This is a genomic window from Burkholderiales bacterium, assembly GCA_013695435.1.
Lineage (GTDB): Bacteria > Pseudomonadota > Gammaproteobacteria > Burkholderiales > JACMKV01 > JACMKV01.
The window spans coordinates 1-20,961 of sequence record JACDAM010000073.1; the positions used below are offsets into that span (position 1 = coordinate 1).

Consider the following 20,961-nt stretch of genomic DNA (forward strand, 5'->3'; position numbering starts at 1 on the left):
GGACAGTGTTGCTGCGGCGGCCGCCGAAGATGAACGCCGAGATCGGCACGCCGTTCGGGTCTTCCCAGTTCGGATCGAGCGACGGGCATTGCGATGCTGGCGCGGTGAAGCGCGAGTTCGGATGGGCGGCTTTGCGCCCGGTTTTTTTGGCGATTTCGGGCGTCCATTCCTTGCCCTGCCAATCCGTCAGTTTCGGCGGCGGCGTTTTGGTCATGCCTTCCCACCAGACATCGCCTTCGGGTGTCAGCGCGGTGTTGGTGAATATGCAGTTTTTCTTCAGAGTCGCCATCGCGTTCGGATTCGATTGCTCGGAAGTCCCCGGCGCCACGCCGAAGTAACCGGTTTCGGGGTTGATCGCATAGGGGCGGCCATCCTTGCCGGGCTTGATCCACGCGATATCGTCGCCGACCGTCGTCACTTTCCAGCCGTCGAAGGCGGGCGGCGGTATGAGCATGGCGAAATTGGTTTTGCCGCACGCGCTCGGGAAAGCCGCGGTCACGTACGTCTTCTCACCGTGCGGCGATTGCACGCCGAGGATCAACATGTGCTCGGCCATCCAGCCTTCGTCGCGTCCCATGGTCGAGGCGATGCGCAGCGCGAAACATTTTTTGCCGAGCAGCGCATTGCCGCCATAGCCGCTGCCGTAAGACCAGATTTCGCGGTCTTCGGGGAAGTGGACGATATACTTTACTTTCGCGTTCGACGGCCATTTCACGTCTTTCTGACCGGCTGCAAGCGGCATGCCGACGGTATGCATGCACGGCACAAATTCGCCGTCGGCGCCGAGCACGTCCAGAACTTTGCGGCCCGTGCGCGTCATGATGCGCATGTTGACGACGACATACGGCGAATCGGAAAGCTGGACGCCAATGTGCGAAATATGCGAGCCGAGCGGGCCCATCGAAAACGGCACGACATACATGGTGCGTCCGCGCATGCAGCCATCGAACAAGCTATTCAGTTTCGTGCGCATTTCGCCGGGCGCAATCCAGTTATTGGTCGGGCCGGCGTCGTCCTTGTTCTTGCTGCAGATAAAGGTGCGGTCTTCGACACGCGCGACGTCGGTCGGGTCGGACAACGCGAGATAGCTGTTCGGGCGCAGCTTCTCGTTCAGACGAATCAGGGTTCCGGAATCGACCATCTGCTGGCACAGACGGTCATATTCCTCGACGGTGCCATCGGCCCAATGGATGCTGTCGGGCTTGCACAGCGCGGCCATATCGGCAACCCAGGCTTTCAGTTTTTCGTGCTTGACGTAATCGGGGGCTTTTGTATTGGGGACAGCAGTCCTTTGGTCCATGGCGATTTTCCGATGTGGGGCGGAAGTGAAACAGAATGGGGCTGATCTTTGATTTTGCCACACTCCGCAGCGGAGGGTAAAAGTGTTCCCGGCCAGGGAAGCAAGGCCAGATTGCTTCGCCTGTGCTCGCAATGACAGTAGTGAAATTGACGTTGTGAGGAGCGGTTTATGCGACGAGGCAATTTCGACTTGTCATTCATCAGGCACTTCCGCGGACTCAAACCGCGGCAACTGGAACCGGTCAGCTTAGATCTGTCCGGCCTTTTTCTTTTCGGCTATCATTCGTTTTTCCTGGCTTGCGGTTGTCATGACCAAGTACATCTTCGTTACCGGCGGCGTCGTTTCATCCCTGGGTAAGGGAATTGCCGCCGCGTCGCTTGCAGCCATCCTCGAATCGCGCGGCATCAACATCACCCTGCTCAAGCTCGATCCGTACATCAATGTCGATCCGGGAACGATGAGTCCGTTCCAGCATGGCGAGGTGTTCGTGACCGAAGACGGCGCCGAAACCGATCTCGATCTCGGCCATTACGAGCGCTTCGTCACCGCAAAAATGGGCAAGCGCAACAACTTCACGACCGGCCAGATATATGAGAGCGTCATAAAAAAGGAAAGGCGCGGCGATTACCTTGGCGGCACCGTGCAGGTCATCCCCCACATTACCGACGAGATCAAGAACTTCATCAAGCACGGCGCCAACGACGCGGCCGTTGCCATCGTCGAGATCGGCGGCACGGTCGGCGATATCGAATCGCTGCCGTTCCTTGAAGCGATCCGCCAGATGGGCGTCCAGATCGGGCGCAACAACACCTGCTACATTCACCTGACGCTGGTGCCCTACATCGCCTCCGCCGGCGAAATCAAGACTAAGCCGACGCAGCACTCGGTCAAAGAACTGCGCGAAATCGGTATCCAGCCCGACGTGCTGCTGTGCCGCGCCGACCGCCCGTTGCCGAATGACGAGCGCCGCAAAATCGCGCTGTTCACCAACGTCGACGTCGAAGCGGTGATTTCGGCCGTCGATGTCGATTGCATCTACAAGATTCCGGGCATGCTGCACGCGCAGAATCTCGACGGGATCGTCTGCAGGAAACTCGAAATCGAAGCGCGGCCGGCCGATCTGTCGGTGTGGCAAAAGCTGGTTTATGCGCTCGAGCATCCGCGCCAGTCGGTGAATATCGCGCTGGTCGGCAAGTACGTCGATCTCACCGAATCGTACAAATCGCTGTCGGAAGCGCTGACACACGCCGGCATGCATACCGGCGCGAAAATCAGGATTCATTACATCGATTCGGAAAATATTGAACGGCAGGGCGTCGATTGCCTGCGCGACACGGATGCGATCCTGGTGCCGGGCGGTTTCGGCAAGCGCGGCGTCGAAGGCAAGATCGCGGCGATCCGCTATGCACGCGAAAACCATGTCCCGTATCTCGGCATCTGCCTCGGCATGCAGCTTGCCGTCATTGAATTCGCGCGCAGCCGTCTTGGCTTCGCCGATGCGCACAGCACCGAATTCGATTCCGACACTCCACACCCGGTGATCGCGCTGATCAGCGAATGGCAAAACCGCGACGGGCAGTTGCAAACGCGCGGCACGGATTCGGAGCTGGGCGGCACCATGCGTCTCGGCGGCCAGGAATGCGTGCTCGAACCCGGCTCGCTCGCGCAAAAGGTGTATGGCGCGGACAGGATCGTCGAGCGGCATCGGCATCGCTACGAAGTCAACAACCGCTATCTGCCGGAACTGGAAAGAGCCGGCCTGAAAATCGGCGGCATTTCGGCCGCGGAGCGTTTGTGTGAAATGATCGAACTCGCTGATCACCCGTGGTTTGTCGCCTGCCAGTTCCACCCTGAATTTACATCGACGCCGCGAGCCGGGCATCCATTGTTCAAGGCGTTCATCAATGCTGCGGCGCGCTATTCTGTTTTTCAAACAGATATTTTTGAAAACAATAAGTTGAAGAACATCGCTTGAGTTATTTCTACTACGGGATGAGGTTGGGAAATAGCTTCGACCGCGCGCAACGAGGCGAGGCATTCCGCGTGCCGGCTGTTTTCAGCTTTTGCCAGCGGGACATGGCCACCCGATGAACTTATGTGGTTTCGCAGTCGGCATCGATAAGCCTCTATTTTTGATCGCCGGCCCATGCGTGGTCGAGTCGCGTGACATGGCATTCGCGACCGCCGGAACGCTGAAGGAAATCTGTACCGGACTGGGCTTCCCGTTCATCTACAAGTCGTCTTTCGATAAGGCCAATCGCAGCTCCGGAAAATCGTTTCGTGGCTTGGGTATGAACAAAGGACTTGAGATTTTAGGCGAGGTTAAGCGCGAGCTGACCGTGCCGGTGCTGACCGACATTCACGAAATCGACGAGATCGCCGCCGTCGCCGCGGTCGTCGATGTTTTGCAGACGCCGGCTTTCCTGTGCCGGCAAACAGATTTCATTCATGCTGCAGCTTCCGCCGGTAAACCGGTCAATATCAAGAAAGGCCAGTTTCTGGCGCCCGGTGACATGAAGCACGTGGTCGACAAGGCGAGGGCGGCGAGCGGACAGGACAATATCCTGGTCTGCGAGCGCGGCGCCTCTTTCGGCTATAACAATCTGGTATCCGACATGCGCTCGCTCGCGATCATGCGCGAAACCGGTTGTCCGGTCGTTTTCGATGCGACGCATTCCGTGCAGTTACCGGGCGGGCAAGGCAGCAAGAGCGGCGGTCAGCGCGAGTTCATCCCGGTGCTGGCGCGCGCCGCCGTCGCCAGCGGCATCTCCGGAATCTTCCTGGAGACGCACCCGGATCCGGAGCATGCGCTGTCCGATGGACCAAACGCCTGGCCGCTGAAACACATGAAGGATCTGCTTCTTACTCTTAAGGATATTGATTACCTTGTTAAGCAGCGCCGTTTCGCGGAAGAGGCCTTTGACTGTCATTCCCGCGAACCTTGCCCCAGCAGGCTTTAAGCCGGGGGGGGAATCCAGTAGATGACTGAAAAGCACTACTACGTTTATCTACTCGCGAATCAAAGAACGGCACGCTTTATCTTGGTATCACAAGTGATTTGATAAGGCGTGTATGGCAACACAAGAACGAGTTCGTTGGTGGCTTCACGAAACGCTGGCGTGGAGAACCTGGTCTGGTATGAACAGCACCGTGAGGTCGCTCAAGCCATTCTGCGAGAAAAGCAGATCAAGAAGTGGAATCGGGCATGGAAGCTGGAATTAATTGAATCTGCAAACCCGGAGTGGCAGGATTTGTATAACGATATTATCGGTTAGCACTGGATTCCCGCGTGCGCGGGAATGACAAACGAATATTAGAACTGATAAGAAGATTTGAACTGACGAGAAAATTCAATCATGACTGCAATCGTGGAAGTCAAAGCCCGTGAAGTCCTGGATTCGCGCGGCAATCCGACCGTTGAAGCCGATGTGATGCTTGCATCCGGCGTGCTCGGGCGAGCTTCGGTGCCATCCGGCGCGTCGACCGGCCACAAGGAAGCGATCGAATTGCGCGACGGCGACAAGCAGCGCTATCTCGGCCGTGGCGTGTTGCGCGCGGTCGAACACGTCAACACCGAAATCAGCGAGGCGCTGATCGGGCTCGAAGGCATGGAGCAGGCGCTGATCGATCAGACCATGATTGAACTCGATGGCTCGGACAACAAATCGCGGCTCGGCGCCAATGCGCTGCTAGCCGTGTCGCTGGCCGTCGCCAAAGCCGCTGCCGAGGAATCCGGCTTGCCGCTCTACCGCTATCTCGGCGGCTCCGGGCCGATGTCGCTGCCGGTGCCTATGATGAACGTGATCAACGGCGGCGCCCACGCCAACAATAATCTCGACATCCAGGAATTCATGATCATCCCGGTCGGCGCGCAAAGCTTCCGCGATGCGTTGCGCTGCGGCGCCGAGGTGTTTCATGCGCTGAAGAAGCTGATCGACGACAAAGGCATGGCGACAACCGTCGGCGATGAGGGCGGCTTCGCGCCGAACCTGGAAAATCACGAAGCCGCGATCAAGCTCATCATGCAGGCGATCGACGTTGCCGGTTATCTGCCGGGATCGGATGTCGCGCTCGGACTCGACTGCGCCAGCTCCGAATTTTTCAGGGACGGCAAGTATCATCTAACTTCCGAAAAAACCAGTTTGAGCGCGTCGGAATTCACCGATTACCTGGGGCGCTGGGTCGAAAAATATCCGATCATCAGCATCGAAGACGGCATGTCGGAAATCGACTGGCCGGGCTGGAAAGTACTGACCGAACGCCTTGGCGGCAAGCTGCAACTGGTCGGCGACGATCTGTTTGTGACCAACACAAGGATTCTGCAGGAAGGCATCCAGCAGGGCCTCGCCAATTCGGTGCTGATCAAGATCAACCAGATCGGCACCCTGAGCGAAACGCTGGCGGCGATCGATATGGCCAAGCGCAACGCCTATACCAGCGTCATATCGCATCGCTCGGGCGAAACCGAAGACACGACGATTGCCGATATCGCCGTCGCCAGCAATGCGATGCAGATCAAGACCGGCTCGCTGTCGCGCTCCGACCGCGTCGCGAAATACAACCAGTTGCTGCGCATCGAAGAGCAGCTCGGCGCTACCGCCTGCTACCCGGGCCGCACAGCGTTTCGCCATCTGCGTTGAGCAAAACCGCCGCACGATTTCTGACGCTTGCGCTGCTGGCGCTGATCGCCGCTGTGCAGTATCCGTTGTGGTTCGGCAAAGGCAGTTGGCGGGATGCGCACGCTAATGCCGAGCGCGTGGAGGCGCAAAAAAAAATCAATCGGCAACTGGAAAGCCGCAACCGCGCGCTCGATGCCGAAGTTCGCGACCTGAAGTCCGGCTCCGAGGCGATCGAAGAGCGCGCGCGCAGCGACCTGGGCCTCGTCAAACCAGGCGAAATCTATTTTCAGGTTCCGAAGGAAACGGGGGCAGATAAATAATCGCCTCAAGAAAGGCGCTAAGCAAGCCCTATGACCTGTCATTCCCGCGCACGCGGGAATCCAGAAGATGCGCAAATCAGGTAAGTTCAGAAAACCCTGGATTCCCGCGTGCGCGGGAATGAAAATTGTCAGAGCCTCCTAAGCGTGTTCAGCAGTAGAACGCATTCGCGAAATTGATCAGCAGCGCCGGATTCATATAGCCGCGGAAGGCCAGCGAGCTGATCAGGATCGCCAACAGCATCAGCAGCGACCAGACCCAGAAATTGCGTTTCACGATTTTCTCCTGCGGGCGTTTTCCAGTTTCACGCGCCGAACTCATGCCTCGCGGTTCGCCTGGCTCACGCCGGCTGTTCCCGATAGACCGGCGCAACGCCGCGCTCGTCGATCGGCCAGCAGACCAGTCCGGCCAGCACGCTGAGCGCAATTGCGCTCAGCCAGATGGTCTGATACGAACCCGTCACATCGAATACGTAGCCGCCATACCAGGCGCCGATGAATCCGCCGAGCTGATGACCGAGAAAAACGATGCCGAATAATGTCGACATGTATTGGACGCCAAAAATCTGCGCGACCAGGCCATTGGTCAATGGTACCGTGCCCAGCCACAAAAGCCCGATTGCCGAAGCGAACAGGCAAGTCGTCAGCGGCGTGACCGGCAACGCAATGAACGCGGCAATGACCAATGCGCGGCCGAAATACAGCGCCGACAGTATGCGCTTCTTGCTGTAGCGTCCGCCGAGAAAACCGCAGCCGTACGAGCCGATGATATTGAAGAACCCGATCAGCGCGAGCGCTGTCACGCCGATAGTCGGCGTCTGGCCGCGGTCGAGCAGGAATGCCGGCAAATGCGTGAGTATGAAAACGATCTGGAAACCGCACACGAAAAAGCTGAACGTCAAGAGCCAGAAGCCCTGATGGGCGGCAGCCTGGCGCACTGCCGCGGCCATGCTGTGCGTTGCCGCGGGCTGAATGCTGTGCGCGGCGGGGCCGCCGATGCTTTTCAATCCGTCGCTGATTTCTGGTTCGTTGCCGTTTTTCAAGGCGGCGCTTTTGTTCTTCATTCCATACGCCAGCGGGGCGATCAGCAGCGTCGATAGCGCAAACCCAATCAGCGCAGCCTGCCAGCCCCAGGAGCTGATCAGCGTTTGTCCATAGGGCAGCATGATGAATTGTCCGAACGATCCGCCGGCCCCGGCTATGCCCAGCGCCATGCTGCGTTTTTCCGCGCTGACTGCGCGGCCGACGACACCCATGACCACCCCGAACGTCGTGCCGCTCAAGCCAAGGCCGATCAACACGCCGGCCGATAGATCGAGCCCGAGCGCGGTATCGGCATAGGCCATCAACAGCAGGCCGAGCGCATAAAGCAGACTGCCCGTGATGACGACGCGCCCGGCGCCGAATTTGTCGGCGATCATGCCGGCAAACGGCTGCGCCAGGCCCCATACCAGATTCTGCGCGGCGAGCGCGAACGCGAACGTTTCGCGGCCCCAGCCGAGATCGACGCTCATCGGTTGCAGGAACAGGCCAAATGTCTGCCGGATGCCGACCGACAGCGTCAGGATCAGGCACGCGCAAAGCGAGAACGACCCCGGGGCGTAGCGGGGTGGCGCCAAGACTGCGCGCCGCGCCGCTGATGTTTTCTGTCATTCGATGCGGTCGTGCAAAAAGAGGGAAGGGCTGCGGCTATACTTCGAGTCGTTGCTCGTCCTGCCGTTCGCACCACACCAGCCCGAATGATTACATTGGACCGCGTATCGAGGACTTTCGATGGCCAGCCCGCGCTGGCGGCGACCACGCTGCCCTTCGCCGCGGGCCAGACCACAGTCGTGATCGGCCCGAGCGGCTGCGGAAAATCGACGCTGCTACGCCTGATCGCCGGTCTGGTGCGGCCGGATTCGGGGCGCGTTGCGATCGACGGCGTCGAGATGCACGCCGACAACGAAAATCAGTTGCGGCACACCATCGGGTATGTGATTCAGGACGGCGGGCTGTTCCCGCACCTGACCGCGCGGCAGAATGTCGCTTTGCTCGCGCGCTTTCTGAAGCGCCCGCTGGCGTGGATCACAGCGCGCATCGAGGAGTTGCGCACGCTCGTCAATCTGCGCGGCGAACTGCTCGCACAGTATCCGCAGCAGCTTTCTGGCGGCCAGCGCCAGCGCATCGCCCTGATGCGCTCGCTGATGCTCGACCCCAAGCTGCTGCTGCTCGATGAACCGCTGGGGGCGCTCGATCCGCTGATTCGCGCCGAGTTGCAGACCGAGCTCAAGAGCATTTTCGCGCGGCTGCAAAAAACCGTGATTCTCGTCACCCACGACATGAATGAGGCGGCGCATTTCGCCGACGACATCGTGCTGCTGCGCGACGGTCGCGTGGTTCAGCGCGGCGCGCTCGACGATCTGATCGAACGCCCCGCCGAGCCCTTCGTGAGCGACTTCATTCGCGCGCAGAAATCGATACTCGATGCCAAAATCCGAGAGGCCAGGCCGGGATGAGCGCTGTGGCGCGCGCGATCATTCTGCTCAGCGCGCTCTTTGCAACCGCTGCGAATGCAGCGGACGCGCGGGATGGGCTGACGATCGCATCCAAACGTTTCACCGAATCCTACATTCTCGGCGAGATCGTTGCGCAGACTGCGCGCAGCGCCGGGGAAACACAGGTCGTGCACAGGCCCGGGCTCGGCAACACCGGCATCGTATTCGCGGCCTTGCAAGCCGGCAGCATAGACGCGTATCCGGAATACACAGGGACGATCGCGCGAGAATTGTTGAAATCGGACGCCAGCGATCTTGCGGCGATCAATCGCGAGCTCGCGCCGCTTGGGCTCGCCGCCGGCATTCCATTCGGGTTCAACAACAGCTACGCCCTGGCGATGCGCGAAGCTGAAGCGGCGGCGCTGGCAATCAGCGCCGTTTCCGATCTGGCGCGACACCCCGGATTGACGCTGGGCTTGTCGCAGGAATTTTTGCAACGAGAGGACGGCTGGCCGGCGTTGCGACAGGCATACGATTTGCCGTTCACTGCCCCGCGCGCGATCGATCATGGCCTCGCCTACGAAGCGCTCGTCGCTGGTGAGATCGACGTCATCGATATCTATTCGACCGATGCGAAAATCGCGGAATACGATTTGCGCGTGTTGCGCGACGATCGCAAGGTGTTTCCGGCCTATGACGCTGTCTTGCTGTATCGCGCCGATCTGCCGCGGCGTTTGCCGAAAACCTGGGCGGCGCTGCAAAAGCTCGAAGGCGGCATTGCGGCCGGGCGGATGATCGCGATGAATGCCGAAGCCGAACTCGGCGGCATCGGCTTCGCGCAAATCGCGGAAAAGTTCCTTGCGGGCGATCGCTCCGGCGCCGGTGCGCCCGCAAAACGCCGCTTCATCGATCTTTTGTTCGGCCCGGATTTCTGGCGGCTGACGCGCGAGCATCTGGTGCTGGTGCTGGTTTCGCTGGCGGCCGCCGTCGCAGCGGGCATTCCGCTCGGGGTCTGGGCGGCGCGCTCGCCACAGGCCGCATCCGCGATTCTGGCAAGCGTCAGCGTAATCCAGACCATCCCTTCGCTCGCGCTGCTGGCGTTCCTGATTCCGCTGCTGAACCGGATCGGCACGCTGCCGGCGCTGATCGCGCTATTTTTGTATTCGCTGCTGCCTATCGTCCGTAATACCCACAGCGGACTGGTTTCGATCGCGCCAGGACTGCTCGAATCGGCGCGCGCTCTGGGGTTGCCGGCGTTCGCGCGCCTGCGCCTCATCGAATTGCCGCTGGCGACGCCGTCGATCGCGGCAGGCATCAAGACGGCGGCGATCATCAGTGTCGGCACCGCGACCATTGCCGCGTTCATCGGCGCCGGCGGCTATGGCGAGCGCATCGCGGCCGGCCTTGCCGTCAATGACAATGCCATACTGCTGTCCGGCGCCATTCCGGCAGCGGCGCTTGCGCTCCTGATCGAAGGCGGCTTCGCGCTGGTTCAGCGCTGGTGGATTCCTGCCGGGCTACGGGCGGCCTAAGAAGCCGTCATTGCGAGCAGCCTTTAGCCCCTGACTTGATCCGGGGGAAGCAATCTCACCTTTAGTAATATCAAGGGCCTGGATTGCTTCGTTGCAAAAACGCGCCTCGCGATGACCCTAGGCCAAAAGGCTTATATACGCCGGCCCCGATTCGCGTAAAAATTGCGTGCCGCGCTGGACTGTAAAGTCGATGCAGCGAAGCTTGGCGACCTTGATGGAAAACAAACCGGAGGGAGGAGGCAGAATGGCCGAACAATGGACGGAAGGCGGACCGGGCAACGAGGGATGGTCGGGACCGGAACAATCGATACAAACCGTGGAGCGGGCAAAAAACATCCTGCTCAAGCCGAAGCAGGAATGGCTGGTCATCGAGCCCGAAACGACCTCGACGCAAACGCTGTACAAAAAATACATCGCGCCGCTCGCCGCGATCGGACCGCTGTGCGCGTTTATCGGATTTTCCGTGATCGGCATGAGCGTGCCCTTGCTCGGCACTTACCGCACACCAATCGGAGCCGGCATCGGCCAGGCGATCGCTTCATTCGCGTTTGCGCTGGTCGCGGTTTATCTGATTTCGCTGATCATCAATGCGCTGGCGCCGACGTTCGGGGCGCGGAAGGATCAGGGGCAGGCACTAAAGGTTGCCGCCTATTCGTTGACGCCGAGCTGGGTGGCCGGCTTCCTGCTGCTGATCCCCGCGCTGGGCATGCTGGGCGTCCTGCTGTCGTTGTACGGCCTGTACCTGCTTTACCACGGGCTGATGACGGTCATGAAAGCGCCGCGGGAAAAAACACTGGGCTATACAGTTGTCGTCGTGATCTGCGCGATTCTGATGAACATCGTGTTCGCATTCATCGCGGCCGCGCTGATCGGCGTCAGCGGGCCGGGCGCTCCCATGCCGGCGGCGGTCGGTAGCGCACCGGCGCCAGGCATGGCCAGCGGCACGATATCGCAGCCAGCGCCGCAACCCCCGAACTCCGGCTTCGAAAAACTCGATACGCTGAGCAAGCAAATGGAAGCCGCTGCTGCCAAGGCGGAAAAGGGCGGGCCGGACAGCGCGCAAGCGATGGGTGACATGCTGGCGGCGTTGAGCCAGATGGCGGGCGGCAGCGGCAAGGCCGAGGTCGTCGCGGTCGAGGACTTGCGCGCCTTGCTGCCGGCGGATCTGCCGGGCATGAAACGGCTATCGGCGGAGGCCGAGAAATCCGCCGCGATGGGCGTCGTGATGGCGGCCGCGACCGGCCTCTATCAGGGGGGCGACAAAAAACGCATCACCGTCAAGATCGAAGATACCGGCAATCTGAGCGGGCTGGCAGCTATGGCCAGCAACATGGACAACGCCGGCGAAAAAATTACCGACACCGGTTACGAAAAAACCACGACCTTCGGTGACCGCAAGATTCGCGAGAAATACGATCGGAAATCGAATTCCGGCGCCGTGTCGATGATGATCGGCGAGCGCTTCAAGGTCGAGGCCGAAGGGTCCGGTGTCGACGTCGGTGAATTGAAAAACGCGCTCGGCAAAGTCGACGTCGCCAAACTCGAAGCAATGAAAACTGAAGCTGAGAAATAAACCAGGCGGCCTGCGGCCGCCCCCAGTTTGGCGATACGATCGAAACTTACAATCAACAAGGAGAAAGAAAAATGAAGGGCTGGTCGAATGCACTGACAGTTATTTTCGCGGCAAGTCTGGCGAATCCGGGTATAGCCTTCAATGCCAATGCGGCGGACGCGTGCGCACCGGTGCGCAAAGCGATGGACGCGCATCTGAAATCCGAACGCATGAAAGTGCGAATGCTGACGTCGGGCCAGAACTCAGGCGAAACCGAGGCGATGATCGTGCCGGAAGGCATGTACATCAAACTCAACGAGCAATGGATCAAATCGCCGATTGCGTCGAGCCGTGAGGAAATCATGAAGTTCGCCGATCCCGGTAAAGTGACGCTGACCGATTGCAAAGCGGTAGGCAGGGAAGCGGTGGACGGTGCGGCTACCGCGGTTTATACCTACAAGGGAAAAGTCGAAGGCCAGAAAGAGAGCGAGGGCAAAATCTGGATCGGCAACGAGGACGGTCTGCCGCATAAAGCGGAAGTCAAATCGGGCAGCACGCTGATCACCCAGTTCATCAGTCATGGCGCGGAAATCCAGGCGCCGAAAGGCGGGCTGGAATTGCCCGCGGGCATCGGAAATTTGATCAAGGGTTTTATGAAATAATGCCGGAAACCAGGCGGCGCCCGATGCCGGTCTGACCCAAGCGAAGATCGGTGGTCTTCTTCGCTCAGTGGACACGCCATGCGCTAAACTGGTTTTTACCGACTTTGTCAGTGGGGCAGCTATGCGAAGCAGTCGAACGTTACCGCGCTTCTGAATCCCAGACTGTTTGAGCCGCGTTGCGTTCACGTTTCCCGCAAGGCCGTCACAATCAAAAGGTATCTATGCGAACTTCGACAAGAGCAGTCTTTCTCGTCTGCTTGTGGACGGCGATCGGCGCAAGCTGCGCCAGCGCAGCAGAACCCGATTGCGAACCTGTACTGGCCGCCCAGATCGCGCAATCGCAAGCCGATCGCTACAGCGTCAAAACGTCCATGTCCGGCAGGGCCGGCACGGAAGCGGGCGAAATCATGAAAACGCCGGAGGGCATGTTCGTGAAGCGCGACGGCAGGTGGGCGAAATCACCGGTTCAGTTGACGCAAAAAGATCGCGCCGATCTGATCGAATACGGCAGGAAAAATATCAGCAATTGCAAGCTGTTCGGCAAGGAAACGCGCGACGGAAAAGCCATGGCGATCTACACCTATAACCAGAAAGCGCCGAACCTGCCGACCAGCGACATCAAGCTGTGGATCGGAACTGCCGATGGCCTGCCGCACAAACTGGAAGTCAGCACCGGCGACAAAAACGTTACGCAGACGATCGATTACAGCGCGGCCATCAAGGCGCCGAAATAACGCCGCTTTCCCGCGGCCCGGCTCACATTTCTTTTCCGCTTCCCCGGCCGGTTTCGAACTCCGTTCGGCCAGCGCTTGCATCGTCGTATTTCCCTTTTTGTGAATCAGAGCACTTTCCCATGACTACCAGTTGGCGACCGGGCAAAGTGCGTGCCGCGCTCGCGCGCCTGCTCCGCGAAACTTTCTTCCACGAGGCGCTGCGGCCCGGTCAGGAAGAGGTCATCCACTCGATTTTGCAGCGCAGGAGTACGCTCGCCATCATGCCGACCGGCGCCGGCAAATCGCTGTGCTATCAATTGCCCGCGCTGCATTTGCCGGGCACGACGATCATCGTCTCGCCGTTGATCTCGTTGATGAAAGACCAGGCTGGCAAGCTTGCGGCGCTCGGCGTGCAGGCGTTCGAGGTCAACAGCACGCTCTCCGCCAGCGAAGAAAGCGCCACGCTCAACGCCATCGCGTCCGGCAAAAACGACTTCGTTTTCACCACGCCGGAGCGCATGACCGATCCCGCCTTCATCGAACTGCTGCGCAAGACCAGGATCGATCTGTTCGTCATCGACGAAGCGCATTGCATTTCGCAATGGGGCCACGATTTTCGCCCCGCGTATCTGAGTCTGGGCGGGACGATCCGAGCGCTTGGCCAGCCGCGCGTGCTTGCGTTGACCGCGACCGCTACCGCGGAAGTCGCCGACGATATCCGCAAGCAACTCGGCCTGCCTGACATGCACGTCATCAATACCGGCGTCATGCGCGCGAATCTGTGCTACGAAGTCGTGCATGTCGTCAGCGACGAGCAGAAGCTGCTGCATCTTGCGCGTCTGCTGCGGGAAGTCGAAGGCAACGGCATCGTGTATTGCGCGACGGTGAAGGACGTTGCAGCGATCACCGAACGGCTCGTCGACAGCGGATTCGACGTCGTCCCTTATCACGGCAAATTGCCAAAGCGCGAGCGCACCGAAAATCAGGATCGCTTCACGGCCGGCGAGCCGAAGGCGGTGATCGCGACCAATGCGTTCGGCATGGGCATCGATAAAGCCGATATCCGCTTCGTGGTTCACTACGATTTCCCGGCTAACCTCGAATCGTATTACCAGGAATCCGGGCGCGCCGGACGCGACGGCAAACCGGCTCGCTGCATTCTGCTCTACGACATCGGCGATCGCCGCACGCAGCTTTTCTTCATGGCCGGCCGCTATCCGCGCATCGAAGACATCGTCTGCGTCCACCACGCCTTGCAGGACTTACGCGCGAGCGAAGCCGCGGTGGATTTGACGCGCATCCAGGATGCGGCCAGCGAAGTCGCCCGATCCAGAGTCCGCATTGTGCTGGCGATGATGAAAGACCTCGGTCTTGTCACGGAAAGCCGCGGCGCCAGATTCCGGTTGCTGCAAGCAACGAATGACCATCGTGTTCAGCCGTTCGACAACATGCTGGCGCATTTCGAACAGAAAGCCGAGAGCGACAAGCGCAAGCTCGAACGCATGATGCTGTATGCGCAGACAGGGCGCTGCCGCTGGAAAATTCTGCTGGAATATTTTGGCGAGAAAGTCGATTGGGAAAATTGCGGGCATTGCGACAATTGTCTGTGTCCCGTATCGATCTTGGCGGAGGACGCTTCCCAAACCGCAACGCATGAGCCTGAAAACCTGTCGCCACGCTTTCGTGTCGGCGACAAGGTCAGGCTGGCGAGGCACGGAAAAGGCACGATCGAGCAGATCGAAGGCGAAATCGTGACCATCGCGTTCGCCCAAGGCGAGACGCGGAGATTTCACAGCGACTACGTCAGGAAACTTTAGGGGTTGTTGGAAAAAGCGCAACGTGTCATTGCGAGGAGCGTTTCGTGAGGAAGCGGGTTATCTGTCACGGTATCCAGAAATAAGGCGCTGCGGAAATCATCCTGACATTGCGCGTTGACAACGGGATAGCCGGCGTAAACAATGTAATTTTTGTATACAAAGGTCACAAGATGAGTGAACCGATCACTTTAAGGCTGGATCCAGACTTGAAAGCACGTCTCGATAATCTGTGCAAAGCGACGGAACGCAGTCGGGCGTTTCTGGCTGCGGAGGCGGTCAGACAGTACGTGGAATTGAACGAATGGCAGATCGCCGCGATCGAGGAAGGCATCCGTGAGGCGGATCAGGGCAGATTGATCGATCACGCAACTCTGAAAGCCAAGTGGGAGAAGCGGCTTGCGGTTGCGCTGGTCAAAGCGCGCTGAACGCGATCTCGACGAGATCGCGGCTTATATCGGAATCGACAGCCCTCCTGCCGCGGCAAGGGTCATTCTGGAACTCATCGAGCAAACCGAAGCATTGTCGATCCAGCCGGCGATCGGGCGAGCCGGTCGTGTTGCAGGAACCCGCGAATTTATCATCGCGGGCCTGCCTTACATTATTCCCTATCGGGTGCGCGGCAATGACGTCGAGCTTTTGCGCGTTCTGCACACCTCGCGCCGCTGGCCGGAAGACATCTAAACGCACGCCAGCATCACCCGCGTTTTTTGCACGCCCGACAGCAGTTTTTCCATTTGCTTGACCGGAATCTTCCGGCCCGCCTGGTTGCGCAATTCGTCGTTCAGGCTTTGCAAGCCCGCGCACGCTTTCGTGTGGTCGCCGTCAGTCGCGGCGCTTTCGATGTTTTCCAGCCTGCCGATCAAGGCATCCAGCAAGCGAGGCGGCAGGAATGGCCGCAGCGTTTGCAGCAACTGCAACACGATATCGGAAATGACCAAACCGAGGATCGCGCCGAACTCGAATGCGCCGGCATCGCACTGCGCGCCGCCCACGCCGTCGCCATTAACCGGTCGAACGAAATCGCGCTGATCGCGGTTGGAGCAGTTGAAAAACGAATTTCCGGTCGCGCTCGAATTGCCCGTGCCTTTATCGATCGCCGGGCTGTCCGATTGCAGCGCGTGCGTGCGCGTCGGCCCGCCGTTACTGGCCAACGCGGAAAGTTGCGGATCGAGCGGCGTGTTGACGCTATCGTTGACGATGCCGATCTGATCGAACGCGGTATCGCCGGTGATGGTGTCGGCGATGTTGCAATTGGTGTTACTGATGCCGACGACATTACCGCGGAACGAGGTGAGCGCCGCCGCATCGGGCGTCGCAGCCGTGACTTTGCTCCAGCAATCCGGCGAGTAGCCGGGCTGGAAGCGGCTGCGATTGTCGGTGTTGCCCGCGAGGATCGAATTGCCCATGTTGAGGTTGCCGGCGTTGTAGATGCCGCCGCCGAAGGTCAGGCCGTTGTCGCCGCCGCCGACGTTCGCCTGGTTATCGGTGATCGTCGAAAAAGCGATTGCCGCATCGCCGAAATTCATCAGCGCGCCGCCACGCGCATCGGCGCGATTACCGCTCAACGTGCTGTTGTTGATGCGCAAGTCGCCGCCGGCGTTGCGGATCGCGCCGCCGCGACATGCCGAATTGCCACTGATCGTGCTCTTGTCGATGTCCGCAACCGCGCCGCCGAAATTCAGAATGCCGCCGCCCGATGAGGTCTGTCCGCCGCAACCGCCGAGGGGCAGCGTATTGCCGCGTATCGTGCTGCGGCGTACGTTGAGCGTGCCGCCATTGCTGATGCCGCCGCCGAATTCGTTGCTGTCGTTGTTTTCGACCACGCTGCGCGCCAGGGTCAGCGTGCTGCCTTGGGAGATCGATACGCCGCCGCCCTGCACGAAGCTGCCGCCGCGGCCGTTGCGGATCGTCACGCCGGAGATGTTGACCGTCGGGCCAACGCCGATGCCGGATTCGAAACTCAGACATGCGGCGAAGCCAAGGCCGCCATCGCCATCGTCGACGAATACGTCGATGAAAGCGCCGGTCGTGCCGTTGTAGCGCAGCACCTGCCCGGTGTGGCGGCTGATCACGTACAGATTGCCGTCGGGTCCGAACGAAATATCCGTCGGCCCGTCGAGCCCGCCGCTGCCTGCCGCGACAAAGGTATCGATGAAAGCGCCGGTCGTGCCGTTGTAGCGCAGGATGCGATCGTTGGCTTCGCTCGCGACATAGAGCCGGCCATCGGCACCGAAGGTAAGTCCGCGCGCTGTGCTCAAGCCGCCGCTGAATGCGGGCACGAAAGTATCGACGAACGCCCCGGTGTTCGCGTTGTAGCGCAGCACCGCGTCGGGGCTGACGCTCGTCACATAAAGATGGCTGCCGCGGAACACAATGCTGTTCGGCAGGCCAAGGCCGCCGCTGCCGATACCGACGAAGGTATCGATGAACGCGCCGGTCGCGCCATTGAAGCGCTGGATGCTGCCCGCGCCGGGCTGGAATTTGGTCACGTACAAATGACCGCCGGGTCCGAAGGCGATATCGGTCACGCCGGGCGCGCTGGCCGAAGAAATGAAGCTGCCGAGAAAGCTGCCGTCGCGCGAATAGCGATTCACACCGCTCGTGAAACCGCCGACGAACACATCGCCGCCATTCGGTTTGCGGACCAACGCGCCCGGGAAATCGAGCCCGCCGCTGCCGGTAGGAATGACAGTTTGCGCGAAGCCGCCGGTCGCCAATTTGTAGCGTATGACTTTGTCGCCGCTCGAATCGCACACCAGCAAACCGTTCAGCGTGATGTTCATCACGCGCGTCGCGTCGTTGCCGTCGATGAAAGTCGTGCCCGCGCCGGCGCCGTTGATGGTCAGATTGTCGAGAACGTCGAGATCGTCATTCGGCGATTCACCGATCGGGTTTGCGAGCGGCACTGTCAGCACATAGTTGCCGCCCGGAAGCGTGATCGAGTCATTGCCGGATAACGCATTCGACTCCTGAATGGCAGCGCGCAGCGTGCATTCTCCGGCCGAACTCAGGCACGCAGTGTCGCCAAGGTTGCTGTCAATGGCGTCCGTGACACTGTTGACCGTAAAGACGTCGGCGTAGACGCCCGGCGCGATGGCTGCGAAGGTCAGGTACAACAGCGTATTGATTGTGCTGCGGGCTACATGGGCGTCCACGATGTGCCTCCTGCGGCGTGAGGGAACGCCTATCATGATCCGGCCGCGGGCAAATGAAAATATGACTTATGGGCTATGACCAAAGTCATAGAACGATCTACAACAAGGCGCTGCGGAAGTCGTCTTGAAAGCGCGTTGACAACAAGATCGCTGGCATAACAATGTATTCTTTGTATACATGGCGAGAGAAATGAGCGAACCGATGACCTTGAGGCTGGATCCAGACCTCAAACAGCGTCTTGATAAGTTGTCCAAGGCGACCGAACGCAGCCGGGCATTTCTGGCCGCCGAGGCAGTCAGGCAATACCTCGAAATCAACGAATGGCAGATTGCCGCCATAGAAGAAGGTGTCCGCGAAGCGGATCAGGGCAATCTGATCGATCACGCCAAGCTGAAGGCTAAATGGGAGAAAAAGCTTGCGGCTGCGCTGGACAAAGCGCGCTGAGCGCGATCTCGACGAGATCGCGGCTTATATCGGAATCGACAGTCCTCCCGCCGCGGCGCGAGTCATTCTGGAACTTATCGAGCAAACCGAAGCATTGTCAATCCAGCCGGCGATTGGGCGGCCCGGCCGTGTTGCGGGAACGCGAGAATTTATCATGGCGGGTCTGCCTTATATCCTTCCCTATCGGGTGCGCGGGAGCGACGTTGAAATTCTGCGTGTACTGCACACCTCCCGGCGTTGGCCGGAGGATATCTAGTTCGGAAATCCGCTTCTCGCAGCATGACTCCCATTTATCTGCTGGTTTTTGTTGCAGCGGTATCGGCGCCGGAACAAGAATCGAACGCTGATCATCCCTGATGAGTATCACTTGATACGCCCCCGGAAATTACTGCGGAGGCTTAATCGTTATGGTGAAGAAGTGCTGAAGGTTTATTGGGTCTGATCATGGAAGCAATCAGAATTGATACCTAGAAGCTTCAGGAAATAATGGATGGAACGATACGCCGAACGGAAATTTTGTTAGGGCTTGGTCTCATGCAGCCTCACGCACAGATTTCAACGACTATAAGTTATCGGAGGTAGCGCAGCGGCTGAAGGGATTCGAGATCGAGTTTGGACCGCCGGACGCGTCTACGGAAGAAATCTCGATTTTCAAACGCGATTTTGCACTTTGGCTGATCGGTTGCGGGTTCCGCGATTTAATTGAATGCTTCGCCTTTTTTTGTGATGCTGTTCATAGATATTGCTTACTGATCGAAAACAACAAGGGGCAGGACAAGTTCGGGGACCCCGAGAAAGTACAGGCAAAATTTCATACCGCTGGCTTGGAAGAAAAGCTGAACTTGCTGCAAACCCGATTTAAGGTTGTTCCAGGGAATCCCGAGCACACTGAGTTTATCGTCTCGATCCAAAAGGCCAGAAACTGCCTGGTTCACCGATTCGGTATTGTCGATAAGGATAGAGATTGCAGTGCTGACGGTTCGATGCATGTGATGTGGCGCGCCAATCACGCATTCGGCCTTCTAGGAGAAAGCGGTAAGCGCATCGAGTTTTCTGAGAAAATTTCCCTTCCGGAACCTGGTCGAATAGCTATCGAACTCGTGAAGCGAGATGCAGTATTTCAACCCAGGCAAACCTTGTATTTTTCGATGCCCGATCTTCGGGAAATATGTTTCTTCATCTGCTTTGCGCGTCAGGAACTTTGAGATCGTTCCAGGCATACATGCGAGAGAGGGGCATTTCAGAAGAGCCAGCGAATAATAAATCGTCGTGAAGCTGCTGGAATGCGACTGGCGCCCCGAACACGAATCGAACGTGCGACCTACCCCTTAGGAGGGGCCGAAAGCCGGGTTTGCCGTCGTTCGCTGGTGTCCATCCTAGTAATAAATCTCGGTGCAAGTCAGCTTATTAGGTCCGTCTTTGTCTTTTGCTGTATGTGGGCGTATATTGCCGGTTAAGTCCACAGTGAGTCCACAGCATGAAAGTAAAGATCACGCGGGAACTGCTTAGGGATATCAATCCGGGCAGGAAGCAGCAAGATATTGCCGACACCGAGATGCAGGGTTTCGGTGTCCGCGTGATGCCATCCGGCGTCATTTCCTACGTTGTGCGCTACCGCCAAAAAGACGGCCGGCAGACTCGACACGCCATCGGCCGCTATCCGCTTATGACGGTATCTGCGGCACGAGAAGCAGCCAGGCAGACCCTGGCCAGCATCACGAAAGGCGCCGACCCGAAAGACAAGCCGAGGGTCGAGCACACGCTGAAATCATTCCTTGAACAGGAATACAAGGCTTGGGTTGCGACCCATCACAGAAACCCGGACAAGACTGTCGGGCGCATCAGGAAGTGCTTTGCAAAGTTCTATGCCAGACCACTGAACGCGATATCGCCGTGGATACTGGAAAAGTGGCGCGGCGAATGTCTGAAACGCGGGACCAAACCATCGACCATCAACCGCGACATCGTGATGCTCAAGGGTCTGCTATCCGTCGCGGTCAAGTTCAAGCAACTGACCGAGCATCCGTTAAAAGGCTTCTCTCCTCTCAAGGAAACCGACGGCGAGATGGTGCGGTTTCTGTCGGATGATGAAGAGGCGCGATTACGCGCGGCGCTGGACGCAAGGGAGGAGCGCGAACGGGCAGGGCGAGCGAGCGCGAACCTGTGGCGTCGTGAGCGCGGCTATGTGCTGCTTCCAGACCTGCGAGCACGGCCGTTTATCGACCATCTGAAGCCGATGGTTTTGCTTTCGCTGAATACGGGAATGCGGCAGGGAGAAGTATTCAATTTGCGCTGGCCGCAGTGCGCGTTGGATCGATCGTTACTGACGGTCAAAGGTGAGTCAGCTAAAAGCGGTAAGGCGCGCCATATAC

The 20,961-nt window shown here is 59.0% G+C and carries 19 protein-coding genes, 1 tRNA gene and 1 pseudogene; 17 read left to right on the top strand and 4 right to left on the bottom strand.

Annotated elements, in window-relative coordinates; translation table 11 throughout:
- Window positions 1-1,300 (bottom strand): phosphoenolpyruvate carboxykinase (GTP) (locus H0V78_04190; protein MBA2351004.1); only part of this gene is annotated, 1,300 nt, incomplete at its 3' end.
- Between the two features lie 307 nt (window positions 1,301-1,607).
- Here H0V78_04190 and H0V78_04195 point away from each other — a divergent pair.
- From H0V78_04195 to ftsB, 5 genes and pseudogenes are all read left to right on the top strand, one after another.
- On the top strand, window positions 1,608-3,275 hold the full coding sequence (locus H0V78_04195; GenBank protein MBA2351005.1) for a CTP synthase: 1,668 nt from the start codon (window positions 1,608-1,610) through the stop codon (window positions 3,273-3,275).
- 112 nt (window positions 3,276-3,387) lie between these two features.
- Window positions 3,388-4,260, top strand: coding sequence for a 3-deoxy-8-phosphooctulonate synthase (gene kdsA, locus H0V78_04200; protein MBA2351006.1), 873 nt, complete (start codon window positions 3,388-3,390; stop codon window positions 4,258-4,260).
- Between the two features lie 21 nt (window positions 4,261-4,281).
- Window positions 4,282-4,575 (top strand): annotated as a pseudogene (locus H0V78_04205) (GIY-YIG nuclease family protein).
- A gap of 81 nt (window positions 4,576-4,656) precedes the next feature.
- Entirely contained in the window at window positions 4,657-5,940 is a 1,284-nt protein-coding gene (eno, locus tag H0V78_04210; GenBank protein MBA2351007.1) for a phosphopyruvate hydratase, read from the top strand.
- Window positions 5,937-6,239 (top strand): cell division protein FtsB, encoded by a 303-nt coding sequence (gene ftsB / locus H0V78_04215; protein MBA2351008.1) that lies wholly within the window; start codon window positions 5,937-5,939, stop codon window positions 6,237-6,239. Before eno ends, ftsB begins: the two co-directional genes overlap by 4 nt.
- Window positions 6,240-6,577: 338 nt before the next feature.
- Here the strand turns inward: ftsB and H0V78_04220 are convergent, their stop codons facing one another.
- Window positions 6,578-7,855, bottom strand: coding sequence for an MFS transporter (locus tag H0V78_04220; GenBank protein ID MBA2351009.1), 1,278 nt, complete (start codon window positions 7,853-7,855; stop codon window positions 6,578-6,580).
- A 120-nt stretch (window positions 7,856-7,975) separates the two neighbouring features.
- On the opposite strand from H0V78_04220, the gene H0V78_04225 reads away from it, so the two are divergent.
- The 8 genes from H0V78_04225 to H0V78_04260 all read left to right on the top strand — a co-directional run bounded on the left by H0V78_04225 (window position 7,976) and on the right by H0V78_04260 (window position 15,670).
- On the top strand, window positions 7,976-8,734 hold the full coding sequence (locus H0V78_04225; GenBank protein ID MBA2351010.1) for an ATP-binding cassette domain-containing protein: 759 nt from the start codon (window positions 7,976-7,978) through the stop codon (window positions 8,732-8,734).
- Entirely contained in the window at window positions 8,731-10,245 is a 1,515-nt protein-coding gene (locus H0V78_04230; GenBank protein ID MBA2351011.1) for an ABC transporter permease subunit, read from the top strand. The genes H0V78_04225 and H0V78_04230 overlap by 4 nt, the downstream gene beginning before the upstream one ends.
- A 244-nt stretch (window positions 10,246-10,489) precedes the next feature.
- Complete coding sequence (locus H0V78_04235; protein ID MBA2351012.1) at window positions 10,490-11,818, top strand: YIP1 family protein; 1,329 nt, start codon at window positions 10,490-10,492, stop codon at window positions 11,816-11,818.
- Window positions 11,819-11,889: 71 nt separating this feature from the next.
- Window positions 11,890-12,459 (top strand): hypothetical protein, encoded by a 570-nt coding sequence (locus H0V78_04240; GenBank protein ID MBA2351013.1) that lies wholly within the window; start codon window positions 11,890-11,892, stop codon window positions 12,457-12,459.
- Between the two features lie 221 nt (window positions 12,460-12,680).
- A complete protein-coding gene (locus H0V78_04245; GenBank protein MBA2351014.1) occupies window positions 12,681-13,193 on the top strand; it encodes a hypothetical protein in 513 nt (170 codons plus the stop codon).
- Window positions 13,194-13,312: 119 nt separating this feature from the next.
- Window positions 13,313-14,989, top strand: coding sequence for an ATP-dependent DNA helicase RecQ (locus H0V78_04250; GenBank protein ID MBA2351015.1), 1,677 nt, complete (start codon window positions 13,313-13,315; stop codon window positions 14,987-14,989).
- A 170-nt stretch (window positions 14,990-15,159) separates the two neighbouring features.
- Window positions 15,160-15,414: a ribbon-helix-helix protein, CopG family gene (locus H0V78_04255; protein MBA2351016.1), complete on the top strand. Its 255-nt coding sequence runs from the start codon at window positions 15,160-15,162 to the stop codon at window positions 15,412-15,414.
- Window positions 15,386-15,670, top strand: a complete 285-nt coding sequence (locus tag H0V78_04260) for a type II toxin-antitoxin system RelE/ParE family toxin (protein MBA2351017.1) — start codon at window positions 15,386-15,388, stop codon at window positions 15,668-15,670. Before H0V78_04255 ends, H0V78_04260 begins: the two co-directional genes overlap by 29 nt.
- On the opposite strand, the gene H0V78_04265 is transcribed toward H0V78_04260, so the two are convergent.
- Window positions 15,667-18,144: a hypothetical protein gene (locus H0V78_04265; GenBank protein MBA2351018.1), complete on the bottom strand. Its 2,478-nt coding sequence runs from the start codon at window positions 18,142-18,144 to the stop codon at window positions 15,667-15,669. The genes H0V78_04260 and H0V78_04265 overlap by 4 nt on opposite strands.
- Before the next feature lie 190 nt (window positions 18,145-18,334).
- Here H0V78_04265 and H0V78_04270 point away from each other — a divergent pair, with 190 nt between their 5' ends.
- The 3 genes from H0V78_04270 (at window position 18,335) to H0V78_04280 (ending at window position 19,794) form a co-directional block, all read left to right on the top strand.
- The gene (locus H0V78_04270) at window positions 18,335-18,589 is read left to right on the top strand and encodes a ribbon-helix-helix protein, CopG family (protein MBA2351019.1); all 255 of its coding nucleotides are present in this window, start codon (window positions 18,335-18,337) and stop codon (window positions 18,587-18,589) included.
- Window positions 18,561-18,845, top strand: coding sequence for a type II toxin-antitoxin system RelE/ParE family toxin (locus tag H0V78_04275; GenBank protein MBA2351020.1), 285 nt, complete (start codon window positions 18,561-18,563; stop codon window positions 18,843-18,845). Before H0V78_04270 ends, H0V78_04275 begins: the two co-directional genes overlap by 29 nt.
- A 568-nt stretch (window positions 18,846-19,413) precedes the next feature.
- The gene (locus H0V78_04280; GenBank protein MBA2351021.1) at window positions 19,414-19,794 is read left to right on the top strand and encodes a hypothetical protein; all 381 of its coding nucleotides are present in this window, start codon (window positions 19,414-19,416) and stop codon (window positions 19,792-19,794) included.
- 85 nt (window positions 19,795-19,879) lie between these two features.
- On the opposite strand, the gene H0V78_04285 is transcribed toward H0V78_04280, so the two are convergent.
- Window positions 19,880-19,985 (bottom strand) — tRNA-Ser (locus H0V78_04285).
- 81 nt (window positions 19,986-20,066) lie between these two features.
- Between H0V78_04285 and H0V78_04290 the strand changes: the two genes are divergently transcribed.
- Window positions 20,067-20,961, top strand: an 895-nt coding sequence (locus tag H0V78_04290) for an integrase family protein (GenBank protein ID MBA2351022.1), incomplete at its 3' end; no start/stop codon positions are given.

Bases quoted from the DNA above. Each gene is read 5' to 3' on its own strand.
- H0V78_04195 (MBA2351005.1), top strand. From the start codon at position 1,608: ATGACCAAGTACATCTTCGTTACCGGCGGCGTCGTTTCATCCCTGGGT.
- kdsA (MBA2351006.1), top strand. From the start codon at position 3,388: ATGAACTTATGTGGTTTCGCAGTCGGCATCGATAAGCCTCTATTTTTG.
- eno (MBA2351007.1), top strand. From the start codon at position 4,657: ATGACTGCAATCGTGGAAGTCAAAGCCCGTGAAGTCCTGGATTCGCGC.
- H0V78_04225 (MBA2351010.1), top strand. From the start codon at position 7,976: ATGATTACATTGGACCGCGTATCGAGGACTTTCGATGGCCAGCCCGCG.
- H0V78_04230 (MBA2351011.1), top strand. From the start codon at position 8,731: ATGAGCGCTGTGGCGCGCGCGATCATTCTGCTCAGCGCGCTCTTTGCA.
- H0V78_04235 (MBA2351012.1), top strand. From the start codon at position 10,490: ATGGCCGAACAATGGACGGAAGGCGGACCGGGCAACGAGGGATGGTCG.
- H0V78_04240 (MBA2351013.1), top strand. From the start codon at position 11,890: ATGAAGGGCTGGTCGAATGCACTGACAGTTATTTTCGCGGCAAGTCTG.
- H0V78_04245 (MBA2351014.1), top strand. From the start codon at position 12,681: ATGCGAACTTCGACAAGAGCAGTCTTTCTCGTCTGCTTGTGGACGGCG.
- H0V78_04250 (MBA2351015.1), top strand. From the start codon at position 13,313: ATGACTACCAGTTGGCGACCGGGCAAAGTGCGTGCCGCGCTCGCGCGC.
- H0V78_04255 (MBA2351016.1), top strand. From the start codon at position 15,160: ATGAGTGAACCGATCACTTTAAGGCTGGATCCAGACTTGAAAGCACGT.
- H0V78_04270 (MBA2351019.1), top strand. From the start codon at position 18,335: ATGAGCGAACCGATGACCTTGAGGCTGGATCCAGACCTCAAACAGCGT.